Annotated in this window: 24 protein-coding genes and 1 other RNA gene; 5 read left to right on the top strand and 20 right to left on the bottom strand. The window is 60.2% G+C overall.

All coding sequences use genetic code 11. From position 1 onward, the window contains the following. The first annotated feature begins 80 nt into the window (after positions 1–80). Positions 81–1,586 carry a sensor domain-containing diguanylate cyclase gene (locus tag ICA15_RS25350; RefSeq protein ID WP_210554946.1) on the top strand — a complete coding sequence of 502 codons (1,506 nt, stop codon included), beginning with the start codon at positions 81–83 and terminating at the stop codon, positions 1,584–1,586. A gap of 163 nt (positions 1,587–1,749) precedes the next feature. Here the strand turns inward: ICA15_RS25350 and lpxC are convergent, their stop codons facing one another. From lpxC to rsmI, 18 genes are all read right to left on the bottom strand, one after another. After that, positions 1,750–2,661, bottom strand: a complete 912-nt coding sequence (lpxC, locus tag ICA15_RS25345; RefSeq protein ID WP_007939852.1) for a UDP-3-O-acyl-N-acetylglucosamine deacetylase — start codon at positions 2,659–2,661, stop codon at positions 1,750–1,752. A gap of 112 nt (positions 2,662–2,773) precedes the next feature. Then, positions 2,774–3,970: a cell division protein FtsZ gene (gene ftsZ / locus ICA15_RS25340; RefSeq protein ID WP_042560977.1), complete on the bottom strand. Its 1,197-nt coding sequence runs from the start codon at positions 3,968–3,970 to the stop codon at positions 2,774–2,776. Between the two features lie 67 nt (positions 3,971–4,037). Beyond that, a complete protein-coding gene (ftsA, locus tag ICA15_RS25335; protein WP_047303071.1) occupies positions 4,038–5,297 on the bottom strand; it encodes a cell division protein FtsA in 1,260 nt (419 codons plus the stop codon). Positions 5,298–5,312: 15 nt separating this feature from the next. Further along, on the bottom strand, positions 5,313–6,179 hold the full coding sequence (locus tag ICA15_RS25330; protein ID WP_150604348.1) for a cell division protein FtsQ/DivIB: 867 nt from the start codon (positions 6,177–6,179) through the stop codon (positions 5,313–5,315). Positions 6,180–6,183: 4 nt separating this feature from the next. Further along, the gene (locus tag ICA15_RS25325; RefSeq protein ID WP_150604349.1) at positions 6,184–7,143 is read right to left on the bottom strand and encodes a D-alanine--D-alanine ligase; all 960 of its coding nucleotides are present in this window, start codon (positions 7,141–7,143) and stop codon (positions 6,184–6,186) included. Beyond that, positions 7,140–8,600 (bottom strand): UDP-N-acetylmuramate--L-alanine ligase, encoded by a 1,461-nt coding sequence (gene murC, locus ICA15_RS25320; protein ID WP_150592674.1) that lies wholly within the window; start codon positions 8,598–8,600, stop codon positions 7,140–7,142. Before murC ends, ICA15_RS25325 begins: the two co-directional genes overlap by 4 nt. Beyond that, entirely contained in the window at positions 8,593–9,663 is a 1,071-nt protein-coding gene (gene murG, locus ICA15_RS25315) for an undecaprenyldiphospho-muramoylpentapeptide beta-N-acetylglucosaminyltransferase (RefSeq protein ID WP_210554945.1), read from the bottom strand. Before murG ends, murC begins: the two co-directional genes overlap by 8 nt. Continuing rightward, positions 9,653–10,870: a putative lipid II flippase FtsW gene (ftsW, locus tag ICA15_RS25310; protein WP_047303079.1), complete on the bottom strand. Its 1,218-nt coding sequence runs from the start codon at positions 10,868–10,870 to the stop codon at positions 9,653–9,655. The genes murG and ftsW overlap by 11 nt, the downstream gene beginning before the upstream one ends. Further along, entirely contained in the window at positions 10,867–12,213 is a 1,347-nt protein-coding gene (murD, locus tag ICA15_RS25305) for a UDP-N-acetylmuramoyl-L-alanine--D-glutamate ligase (RefSeq protein WP_210554944.1), read from the bottom strand. Before murD ends, ftsW begins: the two co-directional genes overlap by 4 nt. A gap of 5 nt (positions 12,214–12,218) precedes the next feature. After that, positions 12,219–13,301 carry a phospho-N-acetylmuramoyl-pentapeptide-transferase gene (mraY, locus tag ICA15_RS25300; protein WP_047303084.1) on the bottom strand — a complete coding sequence of 361 codons (1,083 nt, stop codon included), beginning with the start codon at positions 13,299–13,301 and terminating at the stop codon, positions 12,219–12,221. After that, a complete protein-coding gene (locus ICA15_RS25295; RefSeq protein WP_210554943.1) occupies positions 13,301–14,668 on the bottom strand; it encodes a UDP-N-acetylmuramoyl-tripeptide--D-alanyl-D-alanine ligase in 1,368 nt (455 codons plus the stop codon). Before ICA15_RS25295 ends, mraY begins: the two co-directional genes overlap by 1 nt. Continuing rightward, entirely contained in the window at positions 14,661–16,124 is a 1,464-nt protein-coding gene (locus ICA15_RS25290; protein WP_210554942.1) for a UDP-N-acetylmuramoyl-L-alanyl-D-glutamate--2,6-diaminopimelate ligase, read from the bottom strand. The genes ICA15_RS25295 and ICA15_RS25290 overlap by 8 nt, the downstream gene beginning before the upstream one ends. Then, positions 16,124–17,863: a peptidoglycan D,D-transpeptidase FtsI family protein gene (locus ICA15_RS25285; RefSeq protein ID WP_210555058.1), complete on the bottom strand. Its 1,740-nt coding sequence runs from the start codon at positions 17,861–17,863 to the stop codon at positions 16,124–16,126. The genes ICA15_RS25290 and ICA15_RS25285 overlap by 1 nt, the downstream gene beginning before the upstream one ends. Further along, positions 17,863–18,156 carry a cell division protein FtsL gene (gene ftsL / locus ICA15_RS25280; protein ID WP_150604354.1) on the bottom strand — a complete coding sequence of 98 codons (294 nt, stop codon included), beginning with the start codon at positions 18,154–18,156 and terminating at the stop codon, positions 17,863–17,865. The genes ICA15_RS25285 and ftsL overlap by 1 nt, the downstream gene beginning before the upstream one ends. After that, the gene (gene rsmH / locus ICA15_RS25275) at positions 18,153–19,100 is read right to left on the bottom strand and encodes a 16S rRNA (cytosine(1402)-N(4))-methyltransferase RsmH (protein ID WP_390896372.1); all 948 of its coding nucleotides are present in this window, start codon (positions 19,098–19,100) and stop codon (positions 18,153–18,155) included. Before rsmH ends, ftsL begins: the two co-directional genes overlap by 4 nt. Further along, positions 19,097–19,552 (bottom strand): division/cell wall cluster transcriptional repressor MraZ, encoded by a 456-nt coding sequence (gene mraZ, locus ICA15_RS25270; protein ID WP_042560992.1) that lies wholly within the window; start codon positions 19,550–19,552, stop codon positions 19,097–19,099. Before mraZ ends, rsmH begins: the two co-directional genes overlap by 4 nt. Before the next feature lie 402 nt (positions 19,553–19,954). Next, an RNA gene (rnpB, locus tag ICA15_RS25265) (RNase P RNA component class A) lies at positions 19,955–20,308 on the bottom strand. Between the two features lie 73 nt (positions 20,309–20,381). Continuing rightward, the gene (gene rsmI, locus ICA15_RS25260) at positions 20,382–21,287 is read right to left on the bottom strand and encodes a 16S rRNA (cytidine(1402)-2'-O)-methyltransferase (protein WP_150592668.1); all 906 of its coding nucleotides are present in this window, start codon (positions 21,285–21,287) and stop codon (positions 20,382–20,384) included. Positions 21,288–21,465: 178 nt separating this feature from the next. On the opposite strand from rsmI, the gene ICA15_RS25255 reads away from it, so the two are divergent. The 4 genes from ICA15_RS25255 to ICA15_RS25240 all read left to right on the top strand — a co-directional run bounded on the left by ICA15_RS25255 (position 21,466) and on the right by ICA15_RS25240 (position 24,909). Beyond that, complete coding sequence (locus ICA15_RS25255; protein WP_210554941.1) at positions 21,466–23,277, top strand: penicillin-binding protein activator; 1,812 nt, start codon at positions 21,466–21,468, stop codon at positions 23,275–23,277. Beyond that, positions 23,277–23,639, top strand: a complete 363-nt coding sequence (locus tag ICA15_RS25250) for a YraN family protein (protein ID WP_150592666.1) — start codon at positions 23,277–23,279, stop codon at positions 23,637–23,639. Before ICA15_RS25255 ends, ICA15_RS25250 begins: the two co-directional genes overlap by 1 nt. A gap of 101 nt (positions 23,640–23,740) precedes the next feature. Beyond that, positions 23,741–24,334 carry a phosphoheptose isomerase gene (locus ICA15_RS25245; protein ID WP_008082788.1) on the top strand — a complete coding sequence of 198 codons (594 nt, stop codon included), beginning with the start codon at positions 23,741–23,743 and terminating at the stop codon, positions 24,332–24,334. Continuing rightward, on the top strand, positions 24,331–24,909 hold the full coding sequence (locus tag ICA15_RS25240) for a BON domain-containing protein (RefSeq protein ID WP_150604356.1): 579 nt from the start codon (positions 24,331–24,333) through the stop codon (positions 24,907–24,909). Before ICA15_RS25245 ends, ICA15_RS25240 begins: the two co-directional genes overlap by 4 nt. 141 nt (positions 24,910–25,050) lie before the next feature. Here the strand turns inward: ICA15_RS25240 and ICA15_RS25235 are convergent, their stop codons facing one another. Further along, positions 25,051–25,464 carry a ClpXP protease specificity-enhancing factor gene (locus ICA15_RS25235; RefSeq protein WP_150592664.1) on the bottom strand — a complete coding sequence of 138 codons (414 nt, stop codon included), beginning with the start codon at positions 25,462–25,464 and terminating at the stop codon, positions 25,051–25,053. Between the two features lie 16 nt (positions 25,465–25,480). Beyond that, complete coding sequence (locus ICA15_RS25230; protein WP_047303097.1) at positions 25,481–26,098, bottom strand: glutathione S-transferase N-terminal domain-containing protein; 618 nt, start codon at positions 26,096–26,098, stop codon at positions 25,481–25,483. Between the last annotated feature and the right edge of the window lie 121 nt (positions 26,099–26,219).

The raw sequence follows: 26,219 nt of genomic DNA, 5'->3' as shown, positions 1-26,219 counted from the left end.
GGCAAAACAGCAAGCTCTCCACAGTTAATCCTTTGTTTGTGCAACTACTCTCATAAGATCCCCCAACCGATAACCCCACCATGATCGCGAGCCGTACCCCACCTGTTGCGGGCAAGACCGGACGCCCCGAGCTGCTTTTGATTTTCGGCAGCCTGCTGAGCGTGATCGCTATTGTGTGCATCGTCACTTTCCTGTTGATTCGTGAGCACGCCAGCGCTCAGGAGTCAGCCACCCGCAGCGCTACCACCATCGCCCAACTGATCGACGCCGACGTTCTGCGCACCGTCGAGTTGTACGACCTGACGCTGCAAGGCCTGATTGCTACTTCGCAGCGCGATGACCTGCGTGACCTGACCCCGCAGATCCGCCATCTGGCGCTGTTCGACCGCTCGACCACTGCACGCTTCAAGGGCGATATTCTGTTGCTCGACAAGCTCGGCAATGTGGTTGCCGACTCATCTCAGCTCGTGCCGAAGCCGGGCAACTTTGCTGACCGCGATTACTTCCTCGTCCATGCTTTCAACCGCGATGTCGGCATGTTTATCAGCCGACCTTTCAAGACCCGCTGCGACTGCGACGAGGCCAATCAATGGCGCCTCAGCTTCAGTCGACGTATTTCCTCAGACACCGGCGAGTTCATTGGCGTGGCCGTGGCATCGTTGAAGCTCGATTACTTCGACCAGTTGTTCAACAGCCTCGACATCGGCAATGACAGCACACTGAACATCATCGACAACGATGGCGTGTTGCTTGCGCAGAAGCCGTACCTGCAAAGCGACTCCGTCGGCAAAAGCTTTGGCAACCGTCCCAACGTGGTGCGGATTCTGAACGACAGAAGTGGTAACGGCAGTTTTACCAGCACGTCGAGCATCGATTATCAGCAGCGGCTCTACACCTATTCGCGGGTCGGTAACCTGCCACTGACGGTGATCGTCGCGCTGTCCAGCAACGAGGTATTCGCCGCTTGGCGCCGCACCGCAATACTGATCAGTGGCGCCACCGGTGTGCTGTGCCTTGGCCTGCTTTGGCTGACCTGGCTGCTCGTCCGTGAACTGCGCCTGCGTCAACGGGCCGAACACGAACTGGCGCAATTGGCCGCCACCGATGCGCTGACCGGGGTGGCCAACCGGCGGATGCTCGATCAGTCGCTGCGCCATGAATGGTTCCGCGCCCAGCGCTCGGGCCAACCGCTGACGGTGATGATGATCGATGCCGATCACTTCAAGGCCTTCAACGACCGGCATGGGCATCAGGCCGGGGATCAGGCGTTGCGCGAATTGGCCAAAGTGATCACGGCGAATGTGCGACGACCGGCGGATCTGGTGGCGCGTTACGGCGGCGAGGAGTTTTCGGTGATTCTGGCCGAGACCGACAGCGCGGGCGCGCAGCAGATTGCCGAGCATATTCGTCAAGCAGTGGAGCAGTTGCCGTTGGTCGATGGGGCTGAGTTGCCGATGACGGTGAGTATCGGCATCGCCTCTTGGACGACGGCGAGCGAGATGACGCGGGAGCAGTTGCTGTTCGCGGCGGACAAGGCGTTGTATCAGGCCAAGGAAGGTGGGCGCAATCGGGTGGTTGTCTCGTAAGGTCAAAAGATCGCAGCCTGCGGCAGCTCCTACATTTGGAATGCGCTCCCTGTAGGAGCTGCCGCAGGCTCGGGCCGCGATCGGACGATCTTTTGATCTTTTAAAAAGGCATAAAAAAAGGCCATCCGAGGATGGCCTTCAAAAAACTAGAGAGGTTTTTTACTTACACCGCCGCAACAGGGCGCATGTAAGAGATAGGTGCGGTACTGGCGTCTTCGAACGTCACCACTTCCCACGCATCTGTCTGCTCAATCAATTTGCGCAGCAGCTGGTTGTTCAGTGCATGACCGGACTTGAAGCCTTTGAACTCACCAATCAGGCTATTGCCCAGCAGGTACAGATCGCCAATGGCATCGAGGATTTTGTGCTTCACGAATTCGTCTTCATAGCGAAGACCGTCTTCGTTCAGTACGCCATCGGCATCGACCACGATTGCGTTTTCAACGCTGCCGCCGAGTGCGAGGTTGTGCTTGCGCAGATACTCGATATCACTCATGAAACCGAAAGTACGGGCGCGGCTGACTTCTTTTACAAACGAAGTACTGGAAAAATCCACGCTTGCACTTTGGGTGCGGTCCCGGAAAACCGGGTGATCGAAATCGATCTCGAAGCTCACCTTGAACCCTTCGAAAGGGACGAAAGTGGCGCGCTTGTCGCCGTCTTCCACTGTCACTTCACGCAGGATGCGGATGAATTTCTTGGCGGCGTCCTGTTCTTCCAGGCCAGCCGATTGAATCAGGAATACGAAGGGTCCAGCGCTGCCATCCATGATCGGGACTTCGGACGCGGAGAGCTCGACGTAGGCGTTATCGATGCCCAGGCCAGCCATGGCCGAGAGCAAGTGCTCTACCGTGTCCACTTTGACGTCGCCGTTTACCAGCGTCGTCGACATAGTGGTTTCACCGACGTTTTCCGCGCGGGCAGGAATCTGCACCACAGGGTCGAGGTCAGCGCGACAAAACACAATGCCAGTGTCGACAGGCGCAGGCTTGAGGGTCAGATAGACCTTCTCACCGGAGTGCAGGCCTACACCTGTGGCACGGATAATATTTTTCAGTGTGCGTTGTTTAATCATGGCTTGGGCCGCTTCAGCGCAAATTGCGAACTGGTATCAACAAAGGCTGGCGATAATAGCAGACCGAGCCTTTGCTGAACACCAATCACCTTCATAGCCCTGATACATTCCATCAATCGGCCTGACGACGCAGGAAAGCCGGGATGTCCAGGTAGTCCAGGTCATCTTGCGGATTCATCTTCGCGGCAGCCGCAGCACCGGCCTGAGCCTGGTTGCGCATGACGGTCGGACGATCCAGATCTCGGTAGTTCACCGCTGGCGCTTCCTGACGGGACGGAGCCGGTTGCTGAACCTGAGAAGCAGCCATGGACGTGTGAACGGTGTTGTCGATGACCTTCACAGGCTTCTCGATTTTCGCGCCCAGACCGGTGGCAACTACGGTGACGTGCAGCTCGTCACGCATGTCCGGATCGATAACGGTACCGACCTTGACCATGGCGTGTTCGGATGCGAAGGCTTCGATGATGCTACCCACGTCGGAGTACTCACCCAGGGACAGGTCAGGACCGGCGGTGATGTTCACCAGAATGCCGCGTGCGCCTTGCAGGTTCACGTCTTCCAGCAGCGGGTTGCGAATTGCTGCTTCGGTGGCTTCACGTGCACGGTTCGGACCGCTGGCGCAGCCAGTGCCCATCATCGCCATGCCCATTTCGCTCATCACGGTACGTACGTCGGCGAAGTCGACGTTGATCATGCCCGGACGCTTGATGATGTCGGAGATACCGCGAACGGCACCGGCCAGTACATCGTCAGCCTTGGCGAAAGCCGACAGCAGGCTCGCGTCTTTACCGAGGATGGTCAGCAGCTTCTCGTTGGGAATGGTGATCAACGAGTCAACGCTTTCAGACAGCAGACGGATACCTTCGTCGGCGATCTGCATGCGCTTGCGGCCTTCGAACGGGAACGGACGAGTCACGACCGCGACGGTCAGAATGCCCATTTCCTTGGCCACTTCGGCGATGATCGGCGCAGCACCGGTACCGGTACCGCCGCCCATGCCCGTGGTGATGAACACCATGTTGGTGCCCTGCAGGACTTCGGCAATGCGCTCACGGTCTTCGAGAGCGGCCTGACGACCTACTTCAGGGTTGGCGCCAGCGCCGAGACCTTTGGTCACGCCGGTGCCCAGTTGCAGGATGGTCCGCGCGCCGATGGATTTCAGCGCTTGAGCATCAGTGTTGGCGCAGATGAATTCAACGCCTTCGATGTTGCTCTTGACCATGTGATTGACAGCGTTGCCGCCGCCACCGCCAACACCGATAACTTTGATTACCGGGCTTGCGGGGATGTTGTCTACGAGTTCGAACATTTTCCCTCTCCTTACATTCTCTAGTTTTTTCGCCTACTGCTTTTTGTTGCGGTGTTGCGGTAAATCTTTAGAAATTGCCCTGGACCCACTTTTTCAGTCGGTCGAGCAGCGGCGCCTGAGGCTCTTCGCTGCTGTAGCTGTCGCGGCTGCCGATGCCGGAGAACGAAACTCCGTCGGACTGCTTTTGCAGGCCGTACATCAACAAGCCAACGCCAGTGGAATAAATCGGGTTACGCACCACGTCATCCAGACCTTTCACACCGTGCGGGACACCGAGGCGTACCGGCATGTGGAAGATTTCTTCGGCAAGCTCAGTGGCGCCTTCCATCTTCGACGTACCGCCGGTCAGGACGATGCCGGCCGGGATCAGGTCTTCGTAGCCGCTGCGACGCAGTTCGGCCTGAATCAGGGTGAACAGTTCGTCGTAACGCGGCTCGACCACTTCGGCCAGGGCCTGACGCGACAGTTCACGCGGTGGACGGTCGCCAACGCTTGGCACCTTGATGGTTTCGCCGGCGCCAGCCAGTTTGGCCAGGGCGCAGGCGTAACGGATCTTGATTTCTTCGGCGTACTGGGTCGGGGTGCGCAACGCCATGGCGATGTCGTTGGTCACCTGATCACCGGCAATCGGGATCACGGCCGTGTGGCGGATCGCGCCTTCGGTGAATATTGCGATGTCGGTGGTACCGCCGCCGATGTCGACCAGGCACACGCCCAGCTCTTTCTCGTCATCGGTCAGCACCGAATACGCGGACGCCAGTTGCTCAAGAATGATGTCGTCGATTTCCAGACCGCAGCGGCGCACGCATTTTTCAATGTTCTGTGCGGCGTTGACGGCGCAGGTGACCACGTGAACCTTGGCTTCCAGACGTACGCCAGACATGCCCAGAGGTTCGCGAACGCCTTCCTGGTTATCGATCACGTAATCCTGCGGCAGGGTGTGCAGCACGCGCTGATCAGCCGGGATCGCGACAGCCTGAGCGGCGTCGAGCACGCGCTCAAGGTCGGCCGAGCTGACTTCGCGATCACGAATCGCAACGATGCCGTGGGAGTTCAGGCTGCGGATGTGATTACCCGCCACGCCGACGAACGCCGAGTGAATGCGGCAGCCCGCCATCAATTGGGCTTCTTCGATCGCGCGCTGGATCGATTGCACGGTGGACTCGATATTCACCACCACGCCTTTTTTCAGGCCGCGGGACGGATGTGTACCGATACCGACGATTTCCAGCGTGCCGTCGTCCGAGACCTCGCCTACCAGCGCCACCACCTTGGAGGTGCCGATATCCAGACCGACGATCATTTTGCCGCTTTGCACGTTTGCCATGGGTCCTGCCTCTTCTTAATTCTTTGCGACAGCGGGTTGGGCTGCCGTCGGCGCTACTGGTTCCCGCCAGCCAACAGCAAGGCCGTTGGCGTAGCGCAGATCGATGCGCGCAATGTTCGTAATCTGTTCTTTGAGCGTCTTGTCATAGATGGCGATAAAGCGGCGCATCTTTTCCACGAGGTTGCCGCGTCCCAGCAGCAACTCGATGCCGGGGCCGGAACTGCCGGCACCGGTGGTCAGGAACCAGCTACCTCGCTCACGCAATTCCAGGCGTGCAATCGAGAAGCCCATAGGCCGGAGCATCTGGCTCAGCACCTGGTATTGCTGCATCACTTGCTGCTGAGCCCGTTGTGGGCCGAACAGCTGTGGCAGGTGTTCGTAGTTCGCCAGCTCCCTGGGCGTAAACGCCTGGCCTTGGTTGTTGAGCAATGACTCGTCGCCCCAACGCGCTACCGGCAGTTGCTCTTCGAGGCGGATCACCACTTGATCCGGCCACACCCGACGCACTTCGGCGTGGGCAATCCAGGGCATTTGCTCAAGCTCTTTGCGCATGCTGGCCAGGTCGATGGTGAAGAAGCTCGACGCGACGAACGGGGCGATTCGCTGCTGCACCGCTTGCTGGCTGATGTAGCTCAGGTCGCCCTGCACGGCGATCTTGGTGATCGGCCGGTCGGCGTACGGCAGCAACCGCTGCGCACCTTCATAAGTACCGAACCCGAGCACCACCAGCAGCACTGGCCAGAACAGGCTTTTCACAAAACCGAAGTTGGCTTTTGGCAGGCGCGCGGACATCGGCTCTTTGGCCACCATTCGGCTGGCACCCCGCGGCACCGGCTTGCGGCCGGGTGCGGGTGGCTGATGTCTGAGCTGAGCGCCTTGCATGCTCTTAACCTCTCGACTCTTGAACGCTGGCAGCCAGAATGGCCAGTACCAGTTGCTGGAAATCCAGACCGGCAGCACGGGCCGCCATCGGCACCAGACTGTGATCGGTCATGCCCGGTGCGGTGTTCACTTCCAGGAACCAGAACTGCCCGTCGGCGTCCTGCATCACGTCTGCCCTGCCCCAACCGGCGATACCCAACGCCTCACTGGCCTTGGCCGTGAGTTCCATGAGTTCCTGCTCTTTGGCGGCATCCAGCCCGCACGGAATGCGGTACTGGGTATCGTTGGCGATGTACTTGGCGTCGTAGTCGTAGAACGTGTGCGGTGTACCCAGGGCGATTGGAGGCAACACCTGGTCACGCAGGGTGGCGATGGTGAACTCCGGACCTTGAATCCATTGCTCGACCAACACTTGCGAATCGTAGGTACTGGCCGCTTTCCATGCGTCGATCAACTCGGACGCAGAACTCACTTTGGCCATCCCGATACTTGAACCTTCATGCGCCGGTTTGACGATCAAAGGGAAGCCCAGTTCCGTCGCTGCCGAAATACAATCGGCTTCGCTGCACAGCACGGCGTGACGCGGCGTCGGAATCCCGAGGCTGTGCCAGACCTGCTTGGTGCGCAGTTTGTCCATCGCCAGTGCCGAAGCCAGAATGCCGCTGCCGGTATACGGAATGCCCGCCACTTCGAGCAGGCCCTGCATGGAGCCGTCTTCACCGCCACGACCGTGGAGAATGATGAACGCGCGGTCGATTTTTTCGCTGAGCAGACGCTGCAGAATATCGTCGCCGACATCGATGCCGAACGCGTCCACACCAGCGCTTTGCAGCGCCGCGAGCACGGCGTTACCGGATTTCAACGAAACCTCACGCTCGGCACTCAGGCCACCGAACAGCACGGCGACACGGCCGAAGTCTTTCGGCGCAATGGTGGAGAACAGATTGGCGTAGGCAGCAGTCATTTCAACTTCCCCTCGACCGGCGCAGCCACGGCGCCAGCGAACAATTCACTTTTCAACAGCTTCGGCGCGAGACCGCCGATATCACCAGCGCCCTGGCACAGCAGAATGTCGCCGGCGCGCAGCAGCGGCTTGACCAGCGGCGCCAGATCGACGCCACGCTCGATGTAGATCGGGTCGAGTGCACCGCGCTGCCGAATGCTGTTGCACAGCTTGCGGCTGTCGGCGCCCGGGATCGGTTCTTCACCGGCCGGATAGACTTCCATCAGCAGCAGCACGTTGGCGTCAGCCAGTACATTGACGAAGTCGTCGTACAGATCGCGGGTGCGGCTGTAACGGTGCGGCTGGTAAACCATCACCAGACGGCGCTCCGGCCAGCCACCACGTACGGCTTTGATCACGGCTGCGACTTCGGTCGGATGGTGGCCGTAGTCATCGACCAGCATCACGCTGCCACCGTCCACCGGCAGTTCGCCGTAGACCTGGAAGCGACGACCCACGCCCTGGAAGCCCGACAGGCCCTGAACGATGGCTTCATCGCTGACGCCCTCGTCGGTGGCGATGCAGATGGTTGCCAACGAATTGAGCACGTTGTGGTTGCCCGGCATGTTCACCGACACATCAAGCGGCTCGCGGTCAGGGCGAAGCACGGTGAAGAACGTCTGCATGCCTTGCTGGCGCACGTTGATCGCACGGATGTCAGCGTCTTCACTGAAGCCGTAAGTCACGGTCGGACGTTTGACCAGTGGCAGGATTTCGCGCACCACCGGATCGTCCAGGCACATCACCGCCAAACCGTAGAACGGCAGGTTGTGCAGGAATTCGACGAAGGTTTTCTTCAGTATGTTGAAGTCACCGCCGTAGGTCGCCATATGATCGGCGTCGATGTTGGTGACCACGGCCACCAGCGGCTGCAAGTGCAGGAAGCTCGCATCGCTTTCATCGGCTTCGGCAATCAGGTAACGGCTGGTGCCGAGTTGCGCGTTGGTGCCGGCAGCGTTCAGACGCCCACCGATAACGAACGTCGGATCGAGGCCACCGGCAGCGAACACAGACGCGATCAGGCTGGTCGTGGTGGTTTTGCCGTGGGTACCGGCAACGGCGATGCCGTGGCGATAGCGCATCAGCTCAGCGAGCATTTCGGCGCGCGGTACCACCGGGATGCGGCGTTCCAGTGCGGTCGCGACTTCCGGGTTGGAGGTGTTGACGGCGCTCGACACCACCAGCACATCGGCGGCAGCGGCGTTCTCGGCACGGTGGCCGATGAAGATCTTCGCGCCGAACGATTCCAGACGCTCGGTGACCGGCGAGGCTTTCAGGTCGGAACCGGACACTTCATAGCCCAGGTTCAACAACACTTCAGCGATGCCGCACATGCCCACGCCGCCGATACCGACGAAGTGGATGCGACGGATGCGGCGCATTTCCGGTTGCGGCATGGCTTTCTGATTCTCAACCATGGACCACCTCCAGACAGGTATCGACCACGCTACGGGTGGCATCGGGTTTCGCCAGACGGCGGGCCGCTTGGGCCATTTCTTCGAGTCGTTGCGGTTGCATCAAGACCTCTGTCAGGCGCGCGGCAAGGTCCGCGGCACCAGTCGTTCTTTGCGGCATCAGGAAGGCAGCGCCTTCACGGGCCAAATAATCGGCGTTGCGGGTCTGGTGATCGTCGATTGCGTGGGGCAAAGGCACCAGCATCGAGGGCAGACCGGCGGCAGCCAGCTCACTGATGGTCAACGCGCCTGCACGGCACACCACCAGGTCAGCCCAGCCATAGGCCTGGGCCATGTCTTTGATGAACGGCTGCACCTGCGCTTCCACGCCGGCGGCGCGGTAGCGCTCTGCAGTCACTTCATCGTGGTTTTTGCCGGCCTGATGGAACACTTCCGGACGCAAATCGGCAGCGACTTGCGCCAGCGCTTCAGGCAGCAACTTGTTCAACGGTTCTGCGCCAAGGCTTCCGCCCAGGATCAGCAAACGCGCTTTGCGACCGGCCAGGGCAGGTCGCGGTGTTTCGAGGAACAGCTCGCTGCGCACCGGGTTGCCGGTGGTACGGCGGCTGTCCGACAGAGTAAAGGTGTCGGGGAACGCTTCACACACTCGGGCGGCGAACGGCACCAGCAACCGATTGGCGGTGCCGGCGACGGCGTTCTGCTCGTGAACGATCACCGGCACACCGGCCAGTTTCGCCGCGAGACCGCTGGGGCCGGTCACGTAGCCACCGAAGCCGACCACACACACCGGACGCAGCCGACGAATGATCGCCCGCGCCTGCCAGACCGATTTGAGCAGCATGAACGGTGCCTTGAGCAGCGACAGCTTGCCCTTGCCGCGCAGACCACTGGCGTTGATGCGGTGCAGTTCCAGCCCAGCGGCCGGCACCAGTTCGTTCTCGATCCCGCGTGGCGTGCCGAGCCAGTGCACGGTGTAGCCGCGCGCCTGAAACTCGCGGGCACAGGCCAGCGCCGGGAATACGTGGCCGCCGGTTCCGCCGGCCATGATCAATACGTTAGCGCCCATGATTCGGCTCCTCGGCGAAGTCGCTCTCATGGAATTCCATCTCTTCACTGCCCAAATGAGTTCGACTCTCCCACTCGATCCTCAGCAACAAGCCGAGACAGGCACAGCAGATCACCAACGAGCTGCCGCCGTAACTGAGGAACGGCAGGGTCAGACCCTTGGTTGGCAGCAGGCCGACGTTCACACCGATGTTGATCAGGAACTGACCAATCCACAGGAACGACAAGCCGTATGCCACATAAGCGGCGAAGAACTGCTTGGCTTTCTCGGCCCACAGACCGATGTACATGCCGCGGATACACACGAACACGAACAGCGCCACGGTGCACAGCGAACCCACCGCGCCGAGCTCTTCGGCGAGTACCGAGAACACGAAGTCGGTGTGGGCTTCCGGCAGGTAGAACTGCTTTTGCACGCTGTTGCCCAGGCCCACGCCCAGCCATTCACCACGACCGAACGCGATCAGCGCTTGCGACAACTGATAACCGGCGCCGAACTGGTCGGCCCACGGGTCGGCGAAGTTGGTCAGACGCGCCATCCGGTACGGCTGCATCTGAATCAACAGGACCACGGCCCCGACCGCCAACACCACCATCAGCGAGAAGCGGAACAGGCCGACCCCGCCAAGGAACAGCATCGCCGCCGCAGCGCCCATCATCACTACGGTGGCGCCGAAGTCCGGCTCCATCAGCAACAGGCCGGCCATTGGCAGCAGCACGATGAACGGCTTGAAGAAACCCATCCAGCTCTCGCGCACTTCTTTCTGGCGACGCACCAGATAGCCGGCGAGGTAAATCACCACGAATACCTTGGCGATCTCCGACGGCTGCACGTTGAAGAAGCTGAAACCGATCCAGCGCATCGAACCGTTAACCTCACGGCCGATCCCCGGGATGATCACCATGATCAGCAGGCCAAATGCGCCGAGCAGCATCAACCAGCCGAGACGTTGCCAGGTGGCGATCGGAATCATCATGGTGATGATGCACGCGCCCAATCCCAGCACCACATAGATAAGGTGGCGGATCATGTAATACAGCGGACTGCCCGACTGCGCGGCCGCCACTTCGGTGGAGGCCGAAGCGATCATGATCAGACCCAGGCCGAGCAGCGCCAGGCAACCGGCGAGCATCGGGAAATCGAGATCGATGCCGCGTCCGGTAATCAGCGGCGACGGGTACGGCTTGATGATATTTCTCAGGTTCATGCCAATTCCTCCACGGCGCGGACGAACTGGTGACCACGGTCTTCGTAATTCTTGAACATGTCGAAACTGGCACAGGCCGGCGACAGCAGCACCACATCACCCGGTTGGGCGGCAGCGCGGCATTGCGCGACAGCATCGACCAGGGAAGTTGCGCGAATCAGCGGCACGCCATCGCCGATGGCCGCGCCGATCTTGTCGGAGTCACGGCCCATCAGGATCACGGCGCGGCAGTTGGCTGCCACCGGATCACGCAGGTCGTTGAACTCGGCACCTTTGCCATCACCACCGGCGATCAGAATGACCTTGCCGTCGATGTCCGCACCCAGGCCTTCGATGGCCGCCAGTGCGGCGCCAACGTTGGTGGCTTTGGAATCGTTGTAGTAAGCGACGCCGTCCAGATCACGCACCCACTGGCAGCGATGTTCGAGGCCGGCGAAGGTGCGCAGGGCCGCCAGCATCGCGTCGAATGGCAGGCCGACCGCATGGCCGAGCGCCAGCGCCGCCAGTGCGTTGGACTGGTTGTGCGCACCACGAATTTTCAGCTCGCGTACCGGCATCAGGTTCTGGAATTCGAAGGCCAGATACTTCTCGCCATCTTCTTCGCGGATACCGAATGCCTTGAAATCAGGTTTGGTCAGGCCGAACGTCCAGCATGGCTGGCCCTCGCCTATCAGCGGACGGGTCAGTGCATCCTGACGATTGACCACGAACTGCTTGGCACCACGGAAAATCCGGTGCTTTGCCAGGTGGTACGCCGGCAGACCGCTGTAGCGATCCATGTGGTCTTCGCTGATGTTCAGCACGGTCGCCACTTCAGCGTTGAGCTGATCGGTGGTTTCCAGCTGAAAGCTCGACAACTCCATCACGTACAACTCGACGTCGTCGCTGAGCAGATCCAGCGCCGGGGTACCGAGATTGCCGCCCACCGCCACACGCTTGCCGGCCGCAGCCGCCATCTCGCCGACCAGGGTGGTGACCGTGCTTTTCGCGTTGGAACCACTGATGGCCACAATCGGCGCCTTCGCGTTACGCGCGAACAGCTCGATGTCACCGGACAGTTTCACGCCACGGGCCGCAGCGGCTTGCAGGGCCGGGGTCGCCAGCGCCAGGCCGGGGCTCACGTAGAGCTCGTCGGCACGGCAGAGGAATTCGACGTCCAGCTCGCCACAACGCACTTCCACGTGCGGATAGTCACGCTTGAGCGTGGCCAGTTCCGGTGGATTCTCCCGCGTATCGGCCACGGCAAACGACGTGCCCCGGTTCGCCAGGAAGCGAACCAGGGACATGCCGCTCTTGCCGAGGCCGACAACGATGCGGAAGTGGTCAGAAGCGATCAGAGACACTCGTTCTACCTCAGCTTCAGGGTGGCAAGGCCAACCAGCACGAGAATCACGGTGATGATCCAGAAACGGACGATCACGCGCGGCTCGGGCCAGCCCTTGAGTTCAAAGTGGTGGTGGATCGGTGCCATGCGGAATACGCGGCGACCGGTCAGCTTGAAGGACGCCACCTGGATGACCACCGACAGGGTTTCCATCACGAACACGCCGCCCATGATGAACAGGACGATTTCCTGACGGACGATCACCGCGATAGTGCCCAGTGCAGCACCCAGCGCCAGTGCGCCGACGTCGCCCATGAAGACCTGGGCCGGATAGGTGTTGAACCAGAGGAAACCCAGACCGGCACCGATCAGCGCACCGCAGAACACGATCAGTTCGCCTGCGCCCGGCACATACGGGATCAACAGGTATTCAGCGAATTTAACGTTACCCGACAGGTAGCAGAAGATGCCGAGACCGCCGCCAACCATCACGGTCGGCATGATCGCGAGACCGTCGAGGCCGTCGGTGAGGTTGACCGCGTTGCTCGAACCGACAATCACGAAGTAGGTCAGCACGATGAAACCGAAGCCCAGCGGAATGCTGTAGTCCTTGAGCATCGGCAGGATCAGCGTGGTTTCCACCGGCGTCGAAGCGGTCATATAAAGGAAGATCGCCGCGCCCAGACCAAACACCGACTGCCAGAAATACTTCCAGCGGCTCGGCAAGCCTCGCGAGTTCTTCTCGATGACTTTGCGGTAATCGTCGACCCAGCCGATGGCACCGAACAGCAGGGTAACCAGCAACACAGTCCAGACATAGCGGTTGCTCAGGTCAGCCCAGAGCAAAGTACTGACGCCGATGGACGACAGGATCAGCGCGCCACCCATGGTCGGTGTACCCGACTTCGACAGGTGCGATTGCGGACCGTCGTTACGAACGGACTGGCCGATCTGACGGTTCTGCAGAGTGCGGATCATCCACGGGCCATAGCACAGCGACAAAACCAGCGCGGTCAGCACACCGAGGATCCCGCGCAGGGTCAGGTACTGAAAGACCGCGAAGCCTTTGTGGAACTGTTGCAGATACTCCGCTAGCAGCAGCAGCATTAATGTTTCTCCAGACTGGACCCGCACAGAGCCGCAACGATGTTTTCCATCGCTGCACTGCGCGAACCCTTGATCAAAATAGTGGTGTTTGTGTCCTGCTCGGCGTCCAGGGCCTGGATCAGTTCGGCTTGTGTGCCGAAGTGATGCGCCTGCTCACCGAATGCGTTGACGGCGTGAACCATGTTCGGTCCAACTGCGTAAAGCGCGGATACCTTGCCCCGGGCGTACTCGCCCACGTCGCGGTGCCCCTGCTCCGCCCAATCGCCCAACTCGCCGATATCTCCGAGCACCAGGACGGTGCGGCCGGAAAAGCCGGCGAGTATATCAACGGCCACGCACATCGAGGTGGGGTTTGCGTTGTAAGTGTCATCAATCACGCGCATGCCGTTTTTCGCCAATTGCGCGACGGTGCGGCCCTTGACCGGTTGCACCGCGCCAAGGCCAGTGGCGATGCCGAACAGCGACACACCCAAGGCGTGGGCAGCAGCGGCGGCAGCCATGGAGTTGGCAACGTTATGGGTGCCGAGCAGGTTCAGTTGAACCCGCTCCATACCTTCTGGCGTGTGCAGATTGAAGGCCGGGCAACCGCGTGCATCAGTGCTCAGGTCGCTGGCGTAGAAGTCCGCTTGAGCGTTGCTCAGGGCGAAGGTCAGCACCTTGCGACCGGCAGCGCGGGTCTTCCAGATACCAAAGGCCTTATCGTCGAGGTTGAGCACGGCGATGCCATCGGCCGCCAGCCCTTCGATGATTTCGCCTTTGGCTTCGACGATTTTTTCCGGGCCACCGAACTCACCAACGTGAGCGGTACCGGCGTTGTTGAGGATCGCTACGTGCGGCTTGGTCAGCCCGACGGTGTAGGCGATTTCGCCCAGACGCGAGGCACCCAGTTCGATCACGGCGGAGGTGTGTTCCGGCGCGAGCTCGATCAGGGTCAGCGGAACGCCGAGGTCGTTGTTCAGGTTGCCGCGTGTTGCCAGCACCGGACCGCGCGTGCGCAGGATGCTGGCGAGCATTTCCTTGACCGTGGTCTTGCCGCTGGAACCGGTCACGGCAGCCACTGGCTGAGTGAACGCCGCACGGTTCAAGGCACCCAACTGGCCCAGGGCCTGACGGGTGTCCTTGACCAACAATTGCGGCAGGGTGCTGTCGGCGACTTCGCGCTCGACCAGTGCAGCCACGGCGCCTTTGCCGGCGACGTCGTTCAGATAGTCGTGACCGTCGAAACGCGGGCCAGTCAGGGCAATAAACAATTGGCCGGGTTTGATCCCACGGCTGTCGATGCTCACGCCGTCGAAACTGGCATCGGCGCTGATCAGGCGTGCGTCGAGCGCGTTGCTCAGCTCGCTGAGTGTCAGGGCCTTAAGCATGGGCCACCTCCCAAGCGGTCAGCGCGTGATCTGCTTCGACCAGGTCAGAGAAGGCATGACGCTCGCCGTTGATTTCCTGATAGTCCTCGTGACCTTTACCGGCCAGAACGATCACGTCATCGGCCGAAGCGTCGGCAATCAATTGCGCAATCGCCTGACCACGGCCGGCGACGAAGGTGACTTTATCCACAGCCGTGAAACCGGCGCGGATGTCTTCGAAAATCACTGCCGGGTCTTCGGTGCGCGGATTGTCATCGGTGACAACCACTTGATCGGCCAGACGCTCGACCACTTCGGCCATCAACGGACGCTTGCCGCGATCGCGGTCACCGCCACAGCCGAACAGGCACAGCAACTGGCCTTTGACGTGTGGGCGCAAAGCCGTCAGGACTTTTTCCAGCGCATCCGGGGTGTGGGCGTAATCGACCACCACCAACGGCTGAGTGCCGCCGCCCAGACGCTGCATGCGTCCGGCCGGGCCTTCGAGTTTCGGCAGTACCTTGAGAATTTCGTCGAGCGCGTAATCCAGGCCGAGCAAGGCACCGACGGCTGCCAGTACGTTGCTCAGGTTGAAACGGCCGAGCAGCGTGCTGCGCAGATGATGCTCGCCCTGCGGCGTGACCAATGTGGCGCGCACGCCGTGATCGTCAAACTGCGCTTCGCGGCAGTACAGATAAGCACTGCTGTCGAGCAGGCTATAGGTGATCAAACGCGACTCACGTTTTTCGGCGGCCAGTTGCCGGCCGAAATCGTCGTCGAGGTTGACCACTCGGCATTTCAGATCATTCCAGGCGAACAGCTTGGCCTTGGCCTGCGCGTAAGCCTCCATCGTGCCGTGATAATCCAGATGATCGCGGGACAGGTTGGTCATCACGGCGACGTCGAACGCCAGCGCGGTGACGCGGCCCTGATCCAGACCGTGGGACGACACTTCCATGGCCACAGCTTTGGCGCCGGCCTTTTTCAAGTCGCCCAAAGTCGCTTGCACGGCGATCGGATTCGGCGTGGTGTGCAGACCGCTTTGCAATGCGCCATAGAAGCCGGAACCAAGGGTGCCCACAATGCCGCAATGCTGGCCGAGCAGATCCAGCGCCTGGGCGACCAGTTGGGTCACGCTGGTTTTACCGTTGGTGCCCGTTACGCCCACCAGATTCAGGTGATGGCTTGGCTCACCGTAAAAACGCCCGGCAATGTCCGACAACTGCACTGCCAGACCCTTGACCGGAATCAGCGGCACGTCCGTGATCGGCAGCACGGTGGCGCCTTCGACTTCATAAGCAACAGCCGCGGCGCCACGGGCAAGCGCGTCAGCAATGTGCGCACGGCCATCGAATTTGCCGCCCGGCACCGCGAGAAACAGGTCGCCCGCGCGTACGTTACGGCTATCCAGTGCCAATTCACGGATCAACAGATCGTGGCCGGCGTGGGGGAATATCTTGTTCAGACTTAATGACATCAGCCGCGCCCTCCATTGGCTTTCAGCGGAACGACCGGGGTGGCGTTGGCCTGTTGAGTGGTCGGCAGGTTATCCGGGGTCACGTTCATCAAGCGCAGGGTGCCGGACATCACGCGGCTGAACACCGGCGCGGAAACCAGACCACCGAAGTAACCGGCCTTGCTTGGCTCATCGATCACCACAACGATGGCGTAACGCGGATCGCTCATCGGGCCGAAGCCGGCGAACAGCGAACGGTAGGAGTTTTCGGCGTAGCCCTTGGTGCCCACCGAAGTCTTGCGCGCAGTACCCGACTTGCCCGCCACGTGATACGCCGGCACCTGCGCACGGAACACACCGCGCGGGGCTTCGATCACCTGGGTCAACATGCCCTGCATGGTTTTCGCGACAGCTTCCGGCAGCACTTGCGTGGTCTGCGGCATCTTGTCGGTTTTGATCAGCGTCAACGGTGCGAGGCGACCGTTGTTGGCCAGCGCCGAGAAGGCGTGAACCAGTTGAATCGCGGTTACGGAAATACCGTAGCCGTAGGACAGTGTCGCGGTTTCGGCCTTGCGCCAATCGCGGTAGTTCGGCAGGTTGCCGACACGTTCGCCCGGGAAGCCGAGGCCGGTGTCCTGGCCGAGACCGACTTTTTGCGCAAGGCGGAAAATCGTTTCGCCGCCGATATCGAACGCGACCTTACTCATGCCGACGTTACTGGAATTGATCAGGATGCCGGTCAGGTCGAGCACCGGACCTTCGGACCTGGAAACGTCCTTGATGGTGTATTTGCCGATCTGCAGCGTGCCTGGATAAACCTCGACGGTATCGCTCGGTTTCCAGCGACCGGTTTCGATCGCGGCGGCCATCGAGATGGCTTTCATGGTCGAACCCGGTTCGAACACGTCGATCATCGCGCGGTTACGCATCATCGCCGGTTGCAGGTTGCGACGGTTGTTCGGGTTATAGGTCGGCTGGTTGACCATGGCGAGGATCTCGCCAGTCTTCACGTCCATGATCACCAGGCTGCCAGCCTTGGCGCCGTTCTCGATGATCGCGTTACGCAGCTCGCGGTTGGCCAGATATTGCAGGCGCAGGTCAATGGACAACGCCAAGGGCTTGCCGGCCTTGGCGTTTTTGGTGACCTGGACATCCTTGATCAGCCGACCGCGCCGATCCTTGATGACTTGTCGTTTGCCCGGCACTCCGGCCAGCCATTCGTCGTAGGCCAGTTCGACGCCTTCGCGACCGTGATCATCGATGTCGGTAAAGCCGACCATGTGCGCGGTGACTTCACCGGCCGGGTAAAACCGGCGGAATTCTTCGATGCCGTAGACGCCCGGCACTTTCAGGTCGAGCACAGACTGGCCTTGCTCGGGGGTCAGCCCACGCACCAGATAAATGAATTCTTTGTTGGCCTGCGCCTCAAGGCGTTCGGTCAGGGCTTTCGGGTCCTGACCCAACGCGGCGGCCAGTGCTGGCCACTTTTCCTTGGCTGTCTGCATTTCCTTGGCGTTGGCCCACAGGGTGGTCACCGGGGTACTGACGGCCAAAGGCTCGCCGTTACGGTCGGTGATCAGACCACGGTGAGCAGGAATCGGGATGTGACGAAGACTGCGCGCATCGCCCTGACCTTTGAGGAAGTCACGGTCAACCACTTGCAGGTCAATGATGCGCCAGCAGATCGCAGCCACCATCAAACCGAGCAGGGCCACCATCAGGCGGAAGCGCCACGGGAACAGTGCGCCTTCAAGTTTCATCATGGCGCCACCATCTTCACGTCAGCCGCGCCAGGGATATGCATTTTCAGTTGTTCGGTGGCCAGCACTTCGATGCGGCTGTGCGCGGTCCAGGTGCTTTGCTCGAGAATCAAGCGGCCCCACTCGGCCTGCGCCTTGTCGCGCACGCTGAGTTCGTTATAAAGATTGTTCAGCAACTGGCGGTTCCAGTGCGCGCTGTACGACACAGCGATGGCCGAGACGAGCACGCCTACAAACAGCAGCAGCATGAAAAAGCTGCCGCCGGGCAGTGGCTTGGCGAAAAGCTTGCTCAACGCAATTTCTCCGCGACGCGCATGACGGCGCTACGGGAACGTGGGTTGGCTTTGAGTTCGGCGTCGGAGGCCGTCTGCGCTTTGCCATGGACTTTGATTTTCGGCTCGAACGCCACATGGCGAACCGGCAGGTTGCGCGGCAGGTTATCGGCTTCGCCCTTCACCAGCTTGCGCATGAACAGCTTGACGATGCGGTCTTCCAGCGAATGGAAGCTGATCACGACCAGACGACCGCCCACTTCCAGAGCTTCCAGCGCGGCTTCGAGGCCGGCTTCCAGATCGCCCAATTCGTTATTGACGTGAATGCGCAGCCCCTGGAACGCACGGGTGGCCGGGTTCTTGCCCTTTTCCCATGCCGGGTTGGCGACCTTGAGCACTTCGGCCAGATCGGCGGTGCGCTCGAAAGGTTTGATATCGCGACGTTCGGCGACGGCACGCGCCATGCGACCGGAGAAACGTTCTTCACCGTATTCCTTGAACACCCGGGCGATTTCTTCAGCCGGCGCGGTGTTGACGAATTCAGCGGCGCTGATGCCACGGGACGGATCCATGCGCATGTCCAGCGGGCCGTCGTTGAGGAAACTGAAACCGCGCTCAGCGTCATCGAGCTGCGGCGAGGACACGCCCAGATCGAGCAGAATGCCGCTGACCTTGCCGGCCAGACCGCGTTCGGCGATTTCCGAACCGAGCTCGGCAAAGCTGCGCTGCACAACGACAAAGCGGCCGTCTTCGGCCGCTAGCGTTTGCCCGGTGGCAATCGCTTGTGGATCTTTGTCGAACCCGATGAGTCGACCATCCGGCCCGAGCTGGCTGAGGATCAATCGACTGTGTCCGCCGCGCCCGAACGTACCGTCCAGATAGCAGCCATCAGGACGTACGGCGAGAGCCTCGACGGCTTCGTCAAGCAGTACGGTGATGTGGTTAAAGCCGCTATCAATAGTCACAGGATCAAATCACGCAGTTCATCAGGCATCGCGCCCGGTTGTTGAATGGCAGCAAGGTCAGCGGCAGATACCGCATTCCATGCATCCTCGTCCCACAATTGGAACTTGTTCAGTTGGCCCACCAGCATCGCTTTCTTATCAAGCTTTGCGTATTCGCGCAGACGCGGTGGAACCAGAAAACGACCACTGCCATCGAGCTCGAGGTCGACGGCATTACCAATCAATAAACGCTGCAAGCGGCGGTTCTCTTCACGAAGCGAAGGGAGCGCGCGCAACTTGGTTTCAATAATTTCCCACTCGTCGAGCGGGTAGACACAAAGACACGGATCAACGGCATCAATGGTGACGATCAATTGGCCGGAACTACGCGAATCGAGCTCGTCACGGTACCGGCTCGGCATAGCGAGACGGCCCTTTGCATCGAGACTGATAGCGTTAGCTCCGCGAAACACGTCTGCGTTTCTCCAATTTTTATCGTTTTGAGCTCAAAAAACCCACTTCATGCCACTTTCCGCCACTTGTGCACACTATAGGAATGCGGCCACCACACCGTCAAGGCGCGGATTAAAGGAAAAGCCTTACAGAACGGAGATTTAGGAGCATAAAAGGAGGAGTAACGAGAATCTGGCGGAGACTTTTGACCCATAACTTGATGCAGCACTGAAAGCTGCGCTCGAAAGTTAAAGTAATTTGTTAAGAGTAAGATTTTTTCGGTATTACAAAAGCGCTTCTGCTGTTGATTGAAGCAAGGTGGGAAAAGGCTATTACTGCAATTGCCGCTGCCGAACTTTCAGAGCAGGCCTGCTGATATTACACAGCCCCGATGCCATTGATTCAAGCAGGGAAAGAAAAAGGTGGAGAGTCGATCTGTAAGCCGGGTTCTGTCTTGAACAGTCATTCGTCTACGATGACCATCACTGGACATCTTTAGCAACCTACCCGGTCCCAGCGCGGGCCACGCCTTGGGACCCTATTTGGTCTTGCTCCAAGTGGGGTTTACCTAGCCACGAACTGTTGCCAGACGTGCGGTGCGCTCTTACCGCACCTTTTCACCCTTACCGGCGCCGAAGCGCTTAGGCGGTTATTTTCTGTGGCACTTTCCGTAGGCTCACGCCTCCCAGGCATTACCTGGCACTTCGCCCTATGGAGCCCGGACTTTCCTCCCCCCCCTAATTTTCATAGAGGGCAGCGACTGTCCGATCGACTCTCCGCCGCGAAGGTTAACGGCAGAGCGGCCGAAGAACAAGCGCTAAAAGCCTCAAGACCGCTATGGGCGACGGCTTACACGTCTTTCTGCTTATCCAGCGCGACCTGATACAGGACGTTCTTGCGCTCACCGGTAATCTGCGCTGCCAGCGCGGCGGCACGCTTGAGCGGCATCTCTTCGAGCAACAGATTGAGGATGCGCATGGCTTCGCTGCTGACCGCGTCCTCGCTCTCAGGGGCAGTCCAGCCGGCGACCAACACCACGCATTCGCCGCGCTGCTGGTTGCTGTCGGACTCGACGAATGCGCGCAACTCAGCCAGCGGCAGCCCCTTGAGCGTTTCAAAGGTCTTGGTGATTTCTCGGGCCAGCAGTGCCTGCCGTTCGCCACCGAACACTGCTTCCATATCCTGTAGACATTCCAGAATGCGGTGCGGGGCTTCGTAGAAAATCAGCGTACGTGGTTCTTCCTTGACCGCTTCGAGTCGCGCCTTGCGCCCTACCGACTTGGCCGGCAGAAAACCTTCGAAGATGAATCGATCAGACGGCAAGCCCGCTGCCGACAATGCTGCGATCAAAGCGCAGGCACCCGGCACCGGCACCACATTGATCCCGGCAGCACGGGCCTGACGCACCAGGTGATAACCCGGATCGGAAATCAGCGGCGTGCCCGCGTCGGAAATCAGCGCGACACTATCACCAGCCAGCAGACGGGTGATAAAGCGGCTACCTTCATCTCGTTCGTTATGTTCGTGGCAGGCAGCCAACGGCGTCGAAATGCCGAAGTGCTGCATCAGTCGCTGCGAGTGACGCGTATCTTCGGCAGCAATCAATGCCACTTCACGGAGGATTTTCAGTGCCCGGGCGCTGATGTCGTCCAGGTTGCCGATGGGCGTCGCCACCACATAAAGCGAGCCGGCAGCGGAATTCAGGGAACCTGGAGCAGTCAAAGCGCACACCTCATGATCGGTAAAAACCGGCATTGTAGCGCGTCACGAGGCTTGCGACGTCCTCTGCTAACGTGCGGTTTTTGCGCGCAGTTGTGCGACGCCGCAACATTTACTTCAGCTAAATTGACCGATTAACGCCAGCAACATCGCGCCCCGGCCAGTGCTTGGGTACAATTCCACGCTAATTTGATCGAGTATCAGGAACACTTACATGATCGCTTGCCTGCGGCTGTTCACTGCCCTCTGCCTCGCTGCCCTTTTGGCGGCTTGCGCCAGCTCCCCTTCCTCCAGCCTTGGCGAACTTCCACGGACTCCGGATGCCAGCATCGAGCAACTGCTCGAACAGGCTTCCCAGGCTAAAACCCCGGAAAAAGCTGCCCTGTTGCGCCTGAGCGCAGCAGACCTGGCTTATCGCCAAGGCAATGCCGGGCAGTCTGCGCAAATCCTGCAACAAGTGCCGGTGGAGCAACTCAAGCCGGGCCAGCAGATTTTTGCCAACACGCTCTCCGCTGAACTGGCGATGACGCGCAATCAGCCGAAAGCGGCACTGACCGCCCTGAGCCATCCAAGCCTGCAAAAGCTGGGCGAAATGCCGGAAGAGCAACAGGTCCGCACTGGCACCGTTCACGCCCGCGCCCTTGAAGCCGATGGCCAGACGCTGCCTGCCGCCCGCGAGCGCATCTTCATTGCGCCGATGCTCAAAGACGAAGCGGCGAGCAAGAACCATGAAGCGATCTGGACACTGATCGCCTCGCTGCCCACCGATCAACTGCAACCCAACACCACCGACGACCTTGGCGGCTGGATGAGTCTGGCGCTGGCCGTGAAAACCGCCGGCACGCTCGAACAGCAACAAGCCGCAATCGACACCTGGCGCACCCAGAATCCAAAGCACCCGGCTGCAATCAACCTGCCGCTGCCGTTGACCAAGCTCAAGGAACTGGCCAGCCAGCCGCTGAGCAAAATCGCCCTGCTGCTGCCACAGGATGGCCAACTGGCGTCGGTCGGCAAAGCACTGCGCGAAGGTTTCATGGCGGCGCACTATCAGGCTCAACAGGCCGGGCAGAATCCGCCAGCGATCGAGTTCTATGACAGCTCGAAACTGACCTCCATGGACGAGTTCTACCGCAAGGCTCAGGCTGACGGCGTGCAACTGGTCGTCGGCCCTCTGGAAAAGCCCCTGGTCAAACAACTGAGCACCCGCCCGCAACTGCCGATCGCCACCCTCGCGCTGAACTACAGCGAAGGCGATCAAGGTCCGGCGCAGCTGTTCCAGTTTGGTCTGGCCGCTGAAGACGAAGCCCGTGAAGTATCCCGCCGCGCCCGCGCCGACGGTCTGCACCGCGCCGCGATCATGGTGCCGAAAGGCGAATGGGGTGACCGCGTCCTGCGTGCGTTCAGCCAGGATTGGCAAGCCAATGGCGGCAGCATCGTTGCCACCGAGCGTGTCGACCAGCCAGTGCAACTGGCCCAGCAAATTGCCGACATGTTCCAGCTGCGCCAGAGCGAAGCCCGCGCCAAGAGCCTGCAAAACGCTGCAGGCACCAACGTCGCCGCTCAGCCATCGCGCCGTCAGGACATCGAATTCATCTTCCTCGCCGCGACCCCGCAACAGGCGCAGCAGATCAAGCCGACCCTGAACTTCCAGTACGCCGGCGACGTTCCTGTCTACGCGACCTCGCACGTCTATAGCGCCAGTGGCGATGTGAACCAGTACAACGACATGAACGGCATTCGCTTCTGCGAAACGCCATGGTTGCTGGAAACCAGCGATCCGCTGCGCCAGCAAGTCACCGCGCAGTGGCCACAAGCCGCCGGCAGCCTTGGCCGCCTGTACGCCATGGGCGTCGATGCTTATCGTCTGGCACCGCGCCTGGGCCAACTCAAAGCCCTGCCGGACAGCCGCATCGAAGGTCAGTCGGGCAGCCTCAGCATGACCCAGACCCAGCGTATTGTGCGCCAGTTGCCTTGGGCTCAGTTCGTCAGCGGCCAGGTTCAGCGCCTGCCGGACACCCAGCGCTAATGCCTGACAGGTCACGCTCGCAAAGCGGTAAGGATGCCGAGCGCCAAGCGCTCGAGCATCTACAAAATCAGGGCCTGCGCCTCTTGGCGCAGAACTGGTTGTGTAAACGCGGCGAGCTTGATCTGGTCATGCTTGATGGCGATACAGTAGTATTCGTTGAAGTTCGCTACAGAAAAAACACTCAATGGGGTGGCGCGCTCGCTAGCATCGATGGGCGCAAGCAGCAGAAACTGATTTTCGCTGCGCAGTATTTTCTTCAGCGCGAGTCGCGTTGGGCCAATTCCCCCTGCCGCTTCGACGTGGTGGCCATCGACAGCCATCCGAGTCAGCTGAACTGGTTGCAGAATGCTTTCGACAGTTGACCTGCACCCAACCCGGACTTTTTCATCCGACAACTTTTGCTCTTTGCTTTGCGGGCTGCACATTCATGTGCCGAACAGCCGCGCTACTTAAGGTCACACAGATGGACATGCAATCGCGAATTCGCCAGCTTTTTCAGGCCAGTATCGACACCAAGCAACAGGCGATGGACGTACTTGCACCGCACATCGAGCAAGCCAGCCAGATCATGGTCAACGCCCTGCTCAACGAGGGCAAGATGCTTTCGTGCGGCAATGGCGGCTCTGCCGGCGACGCCCAGCACTTCTCCTCGGAGCTGCTCAACCGCTTCGAGCGCGAGCGCCCGAGCCTGCCGGCCATCGCCCTGACCACCGATACCTCGACGATCACCTCGATCGCCAACGACTACAGCTACAACGAAGTGTTCTCCAAGCAGATCCGTGCACTCGGTCAGCCAGGCGATGTTTTGCTGGCGATTTCGACCAGCGGTAACTCGGCGAACATTATTCAAGCGATCCAGGCCGCACATGATCGCGAAATGATTGTCGTAGCTTTGACCGGACGCGACGGCGGCGGCATGGCGTCATTGCTGTTGCCCGAGGACGTCGAGATTCGCGTACCGGCCAACGTCACTGCACGTATTCAAGAAGTCCACTTGCTGGCGATCCATTGCCTCTGCGATCTGATCGACAGCCAACTGTTCGGGAGTGAAGAATGACCCCTAATCGCCTTGGCCTTCTGGCCTTGACTCTGTGCCTCGGCATCAGCGGCTGCACCTCGGTGGTGAATGCCAGCCGTGAAGCGCCGATTGATGACGACCGCGGCACTCGCACCTTCGGCAGCAAGATCGATGACTCGCTGATCGAAACCAAAGTGGGCGTTAACGTAGCCAAGGCCGACCCGGCGCTGGACAACGATTCGCATGTTGTCGTTACCAGCTTCAACGGCGTCGTGCTGCTGGCTGGCCAGACACCGCGTGAAGACCTCAAGGCCAAGGCCGAACAGGCCGCTGCCAACGTTCAGCGCGTGAAGAAGGTGCACAACGAACTGCAAGTGCTGCCACCCTCCTCCCTGCTGGCGCGTCAGAACGACACGTGGCTGACCACCAAGATCAAGACCCAGATGCTCACCGACGCCAGCATTCCCGGCTCGCGCATCAAGGTCGTGACCGAGAATGGCATCGTCTATCTGCTGGGCCTGCTGACCAAGCAGGAAGCCGCTCAGGCGACCAATCTGGTGCAGGGCGTATCGGGCGTGCAGAAGATTGTGAAGCTGTTCGAGTACATCGACTGACTTACCCTCCCTCTGTAGGAGCTGCCGAAGGCTGCGATCTTTTGATTCTCAAAACAAGATCAAAAGATCGCAGCCTTCGGCAGCTCCTACAGGGGAAAAACAGGTCATAAAAAAGGCGATCCATCTGGATCGCCTTTTTTATTACTTCACAACCTTCAGACTTGGCCGGCCGCTTGGACGCGGTGGCTCGCTGTCCGGGGGCGGCAGGTCATCGTCCTGCTCGATATCGTCTTCGTCACCCATCGGCGACTCGATATCGAACACCATGCCCTGACCGTTCTCCCGGGCATAAATACCCAGGATGGCGCTGATCGGCACGTAGAGACTGTGCGGAACACCACCGAAGCGACCCTCAAAGGTCACCACGTCGTTGTCCATGTGCAGATGACGCACAGCGCTCGGCGAAATGTTCAGGACAATCTGCCCGTCACTGGCAAAACCCTGCGGCACCTGCACGGCTGGGTACTCGGAATTAACCAGCATGTGCGGGGTGCAATCGTTATCCACAATCCACTCGTAGAGCGCGCGGACCAGATAAGGTCGACTGGAGTTCATAGCGGCTCCTTAAGCCTTAGCGCATGTCGCGTTCGACACCAGACAGACTCGCCTGGAAAGCCTCACGCGCAAAAGAGCGCTCCATGTAATCAAGCAACGGCTTGGCAGGCCGCGGCAGTTCAATACCCAGAATCGGCAAACGCCAGAGTATTGGCAATAGGCAGCAATCCACCAGACTTTGTTCCTCACTGAGGAAAAACGGCTTGTCGGCAAACAGCGGCGACACGCCAGTCAGGCTTTCGCGCAATTCCTTGCGCGCCACGACGCGCGCGGCCTCCTTGCTTTTAGGATCCAGAATCAGATCCACCAGACCACACCAGTCGCGCTGAATACGATGAATCAGCAGTCGGCTGTTGGCACGTGCCACCGGGTAAACCGGCAGCAACGGCGGGTGCGGGTAACGCTCATCCAGATACTCCATCACCACGGTCGACTCCCACAACGCCAGGTCACGATCGACCAGCGTCGGCAGACTTCCGTAAGGGTTCACCTCAATCAGTTTAGGCGGCTGGCGACCAGCTTCCACATAAATGATCTCGGCGCTGACACCCTTCTCTGCAAGCACAATGCGCACTCGGTGGGAATAGTGGTCGGCGGGGTCGGAGTAACAGGCCAACCGATTGGTCACGCCCATGGCGATCCTCCTCGCTTGTTGAAATTATCGGAACCGGAAAAACGCGCGCGCCCAGAGGGCGCCTCCCGTAACACCTGGCTTACCAGGCGCTACGCTGTCGGAGGCGCCCTTGGGCGCGCGC

Origin of the sequence: Pseudomonas sp. P116, assembly GCF_020149425.1 — a bacterium.
Taxonomy (GTDB): domain Bacteria; phylum Pseudomonadota; class Gammaproteobacteria; order Pseudomonadales; family Pseudomonadaceae; genus Aquipseudomonas; species Aquipseudomonas anatoliensis.
The sequence above is the reverse complement of the archived record's forward strand: the minus strand, read 5'-3'. Positions and strand labels throughout refer to the sequence as shown.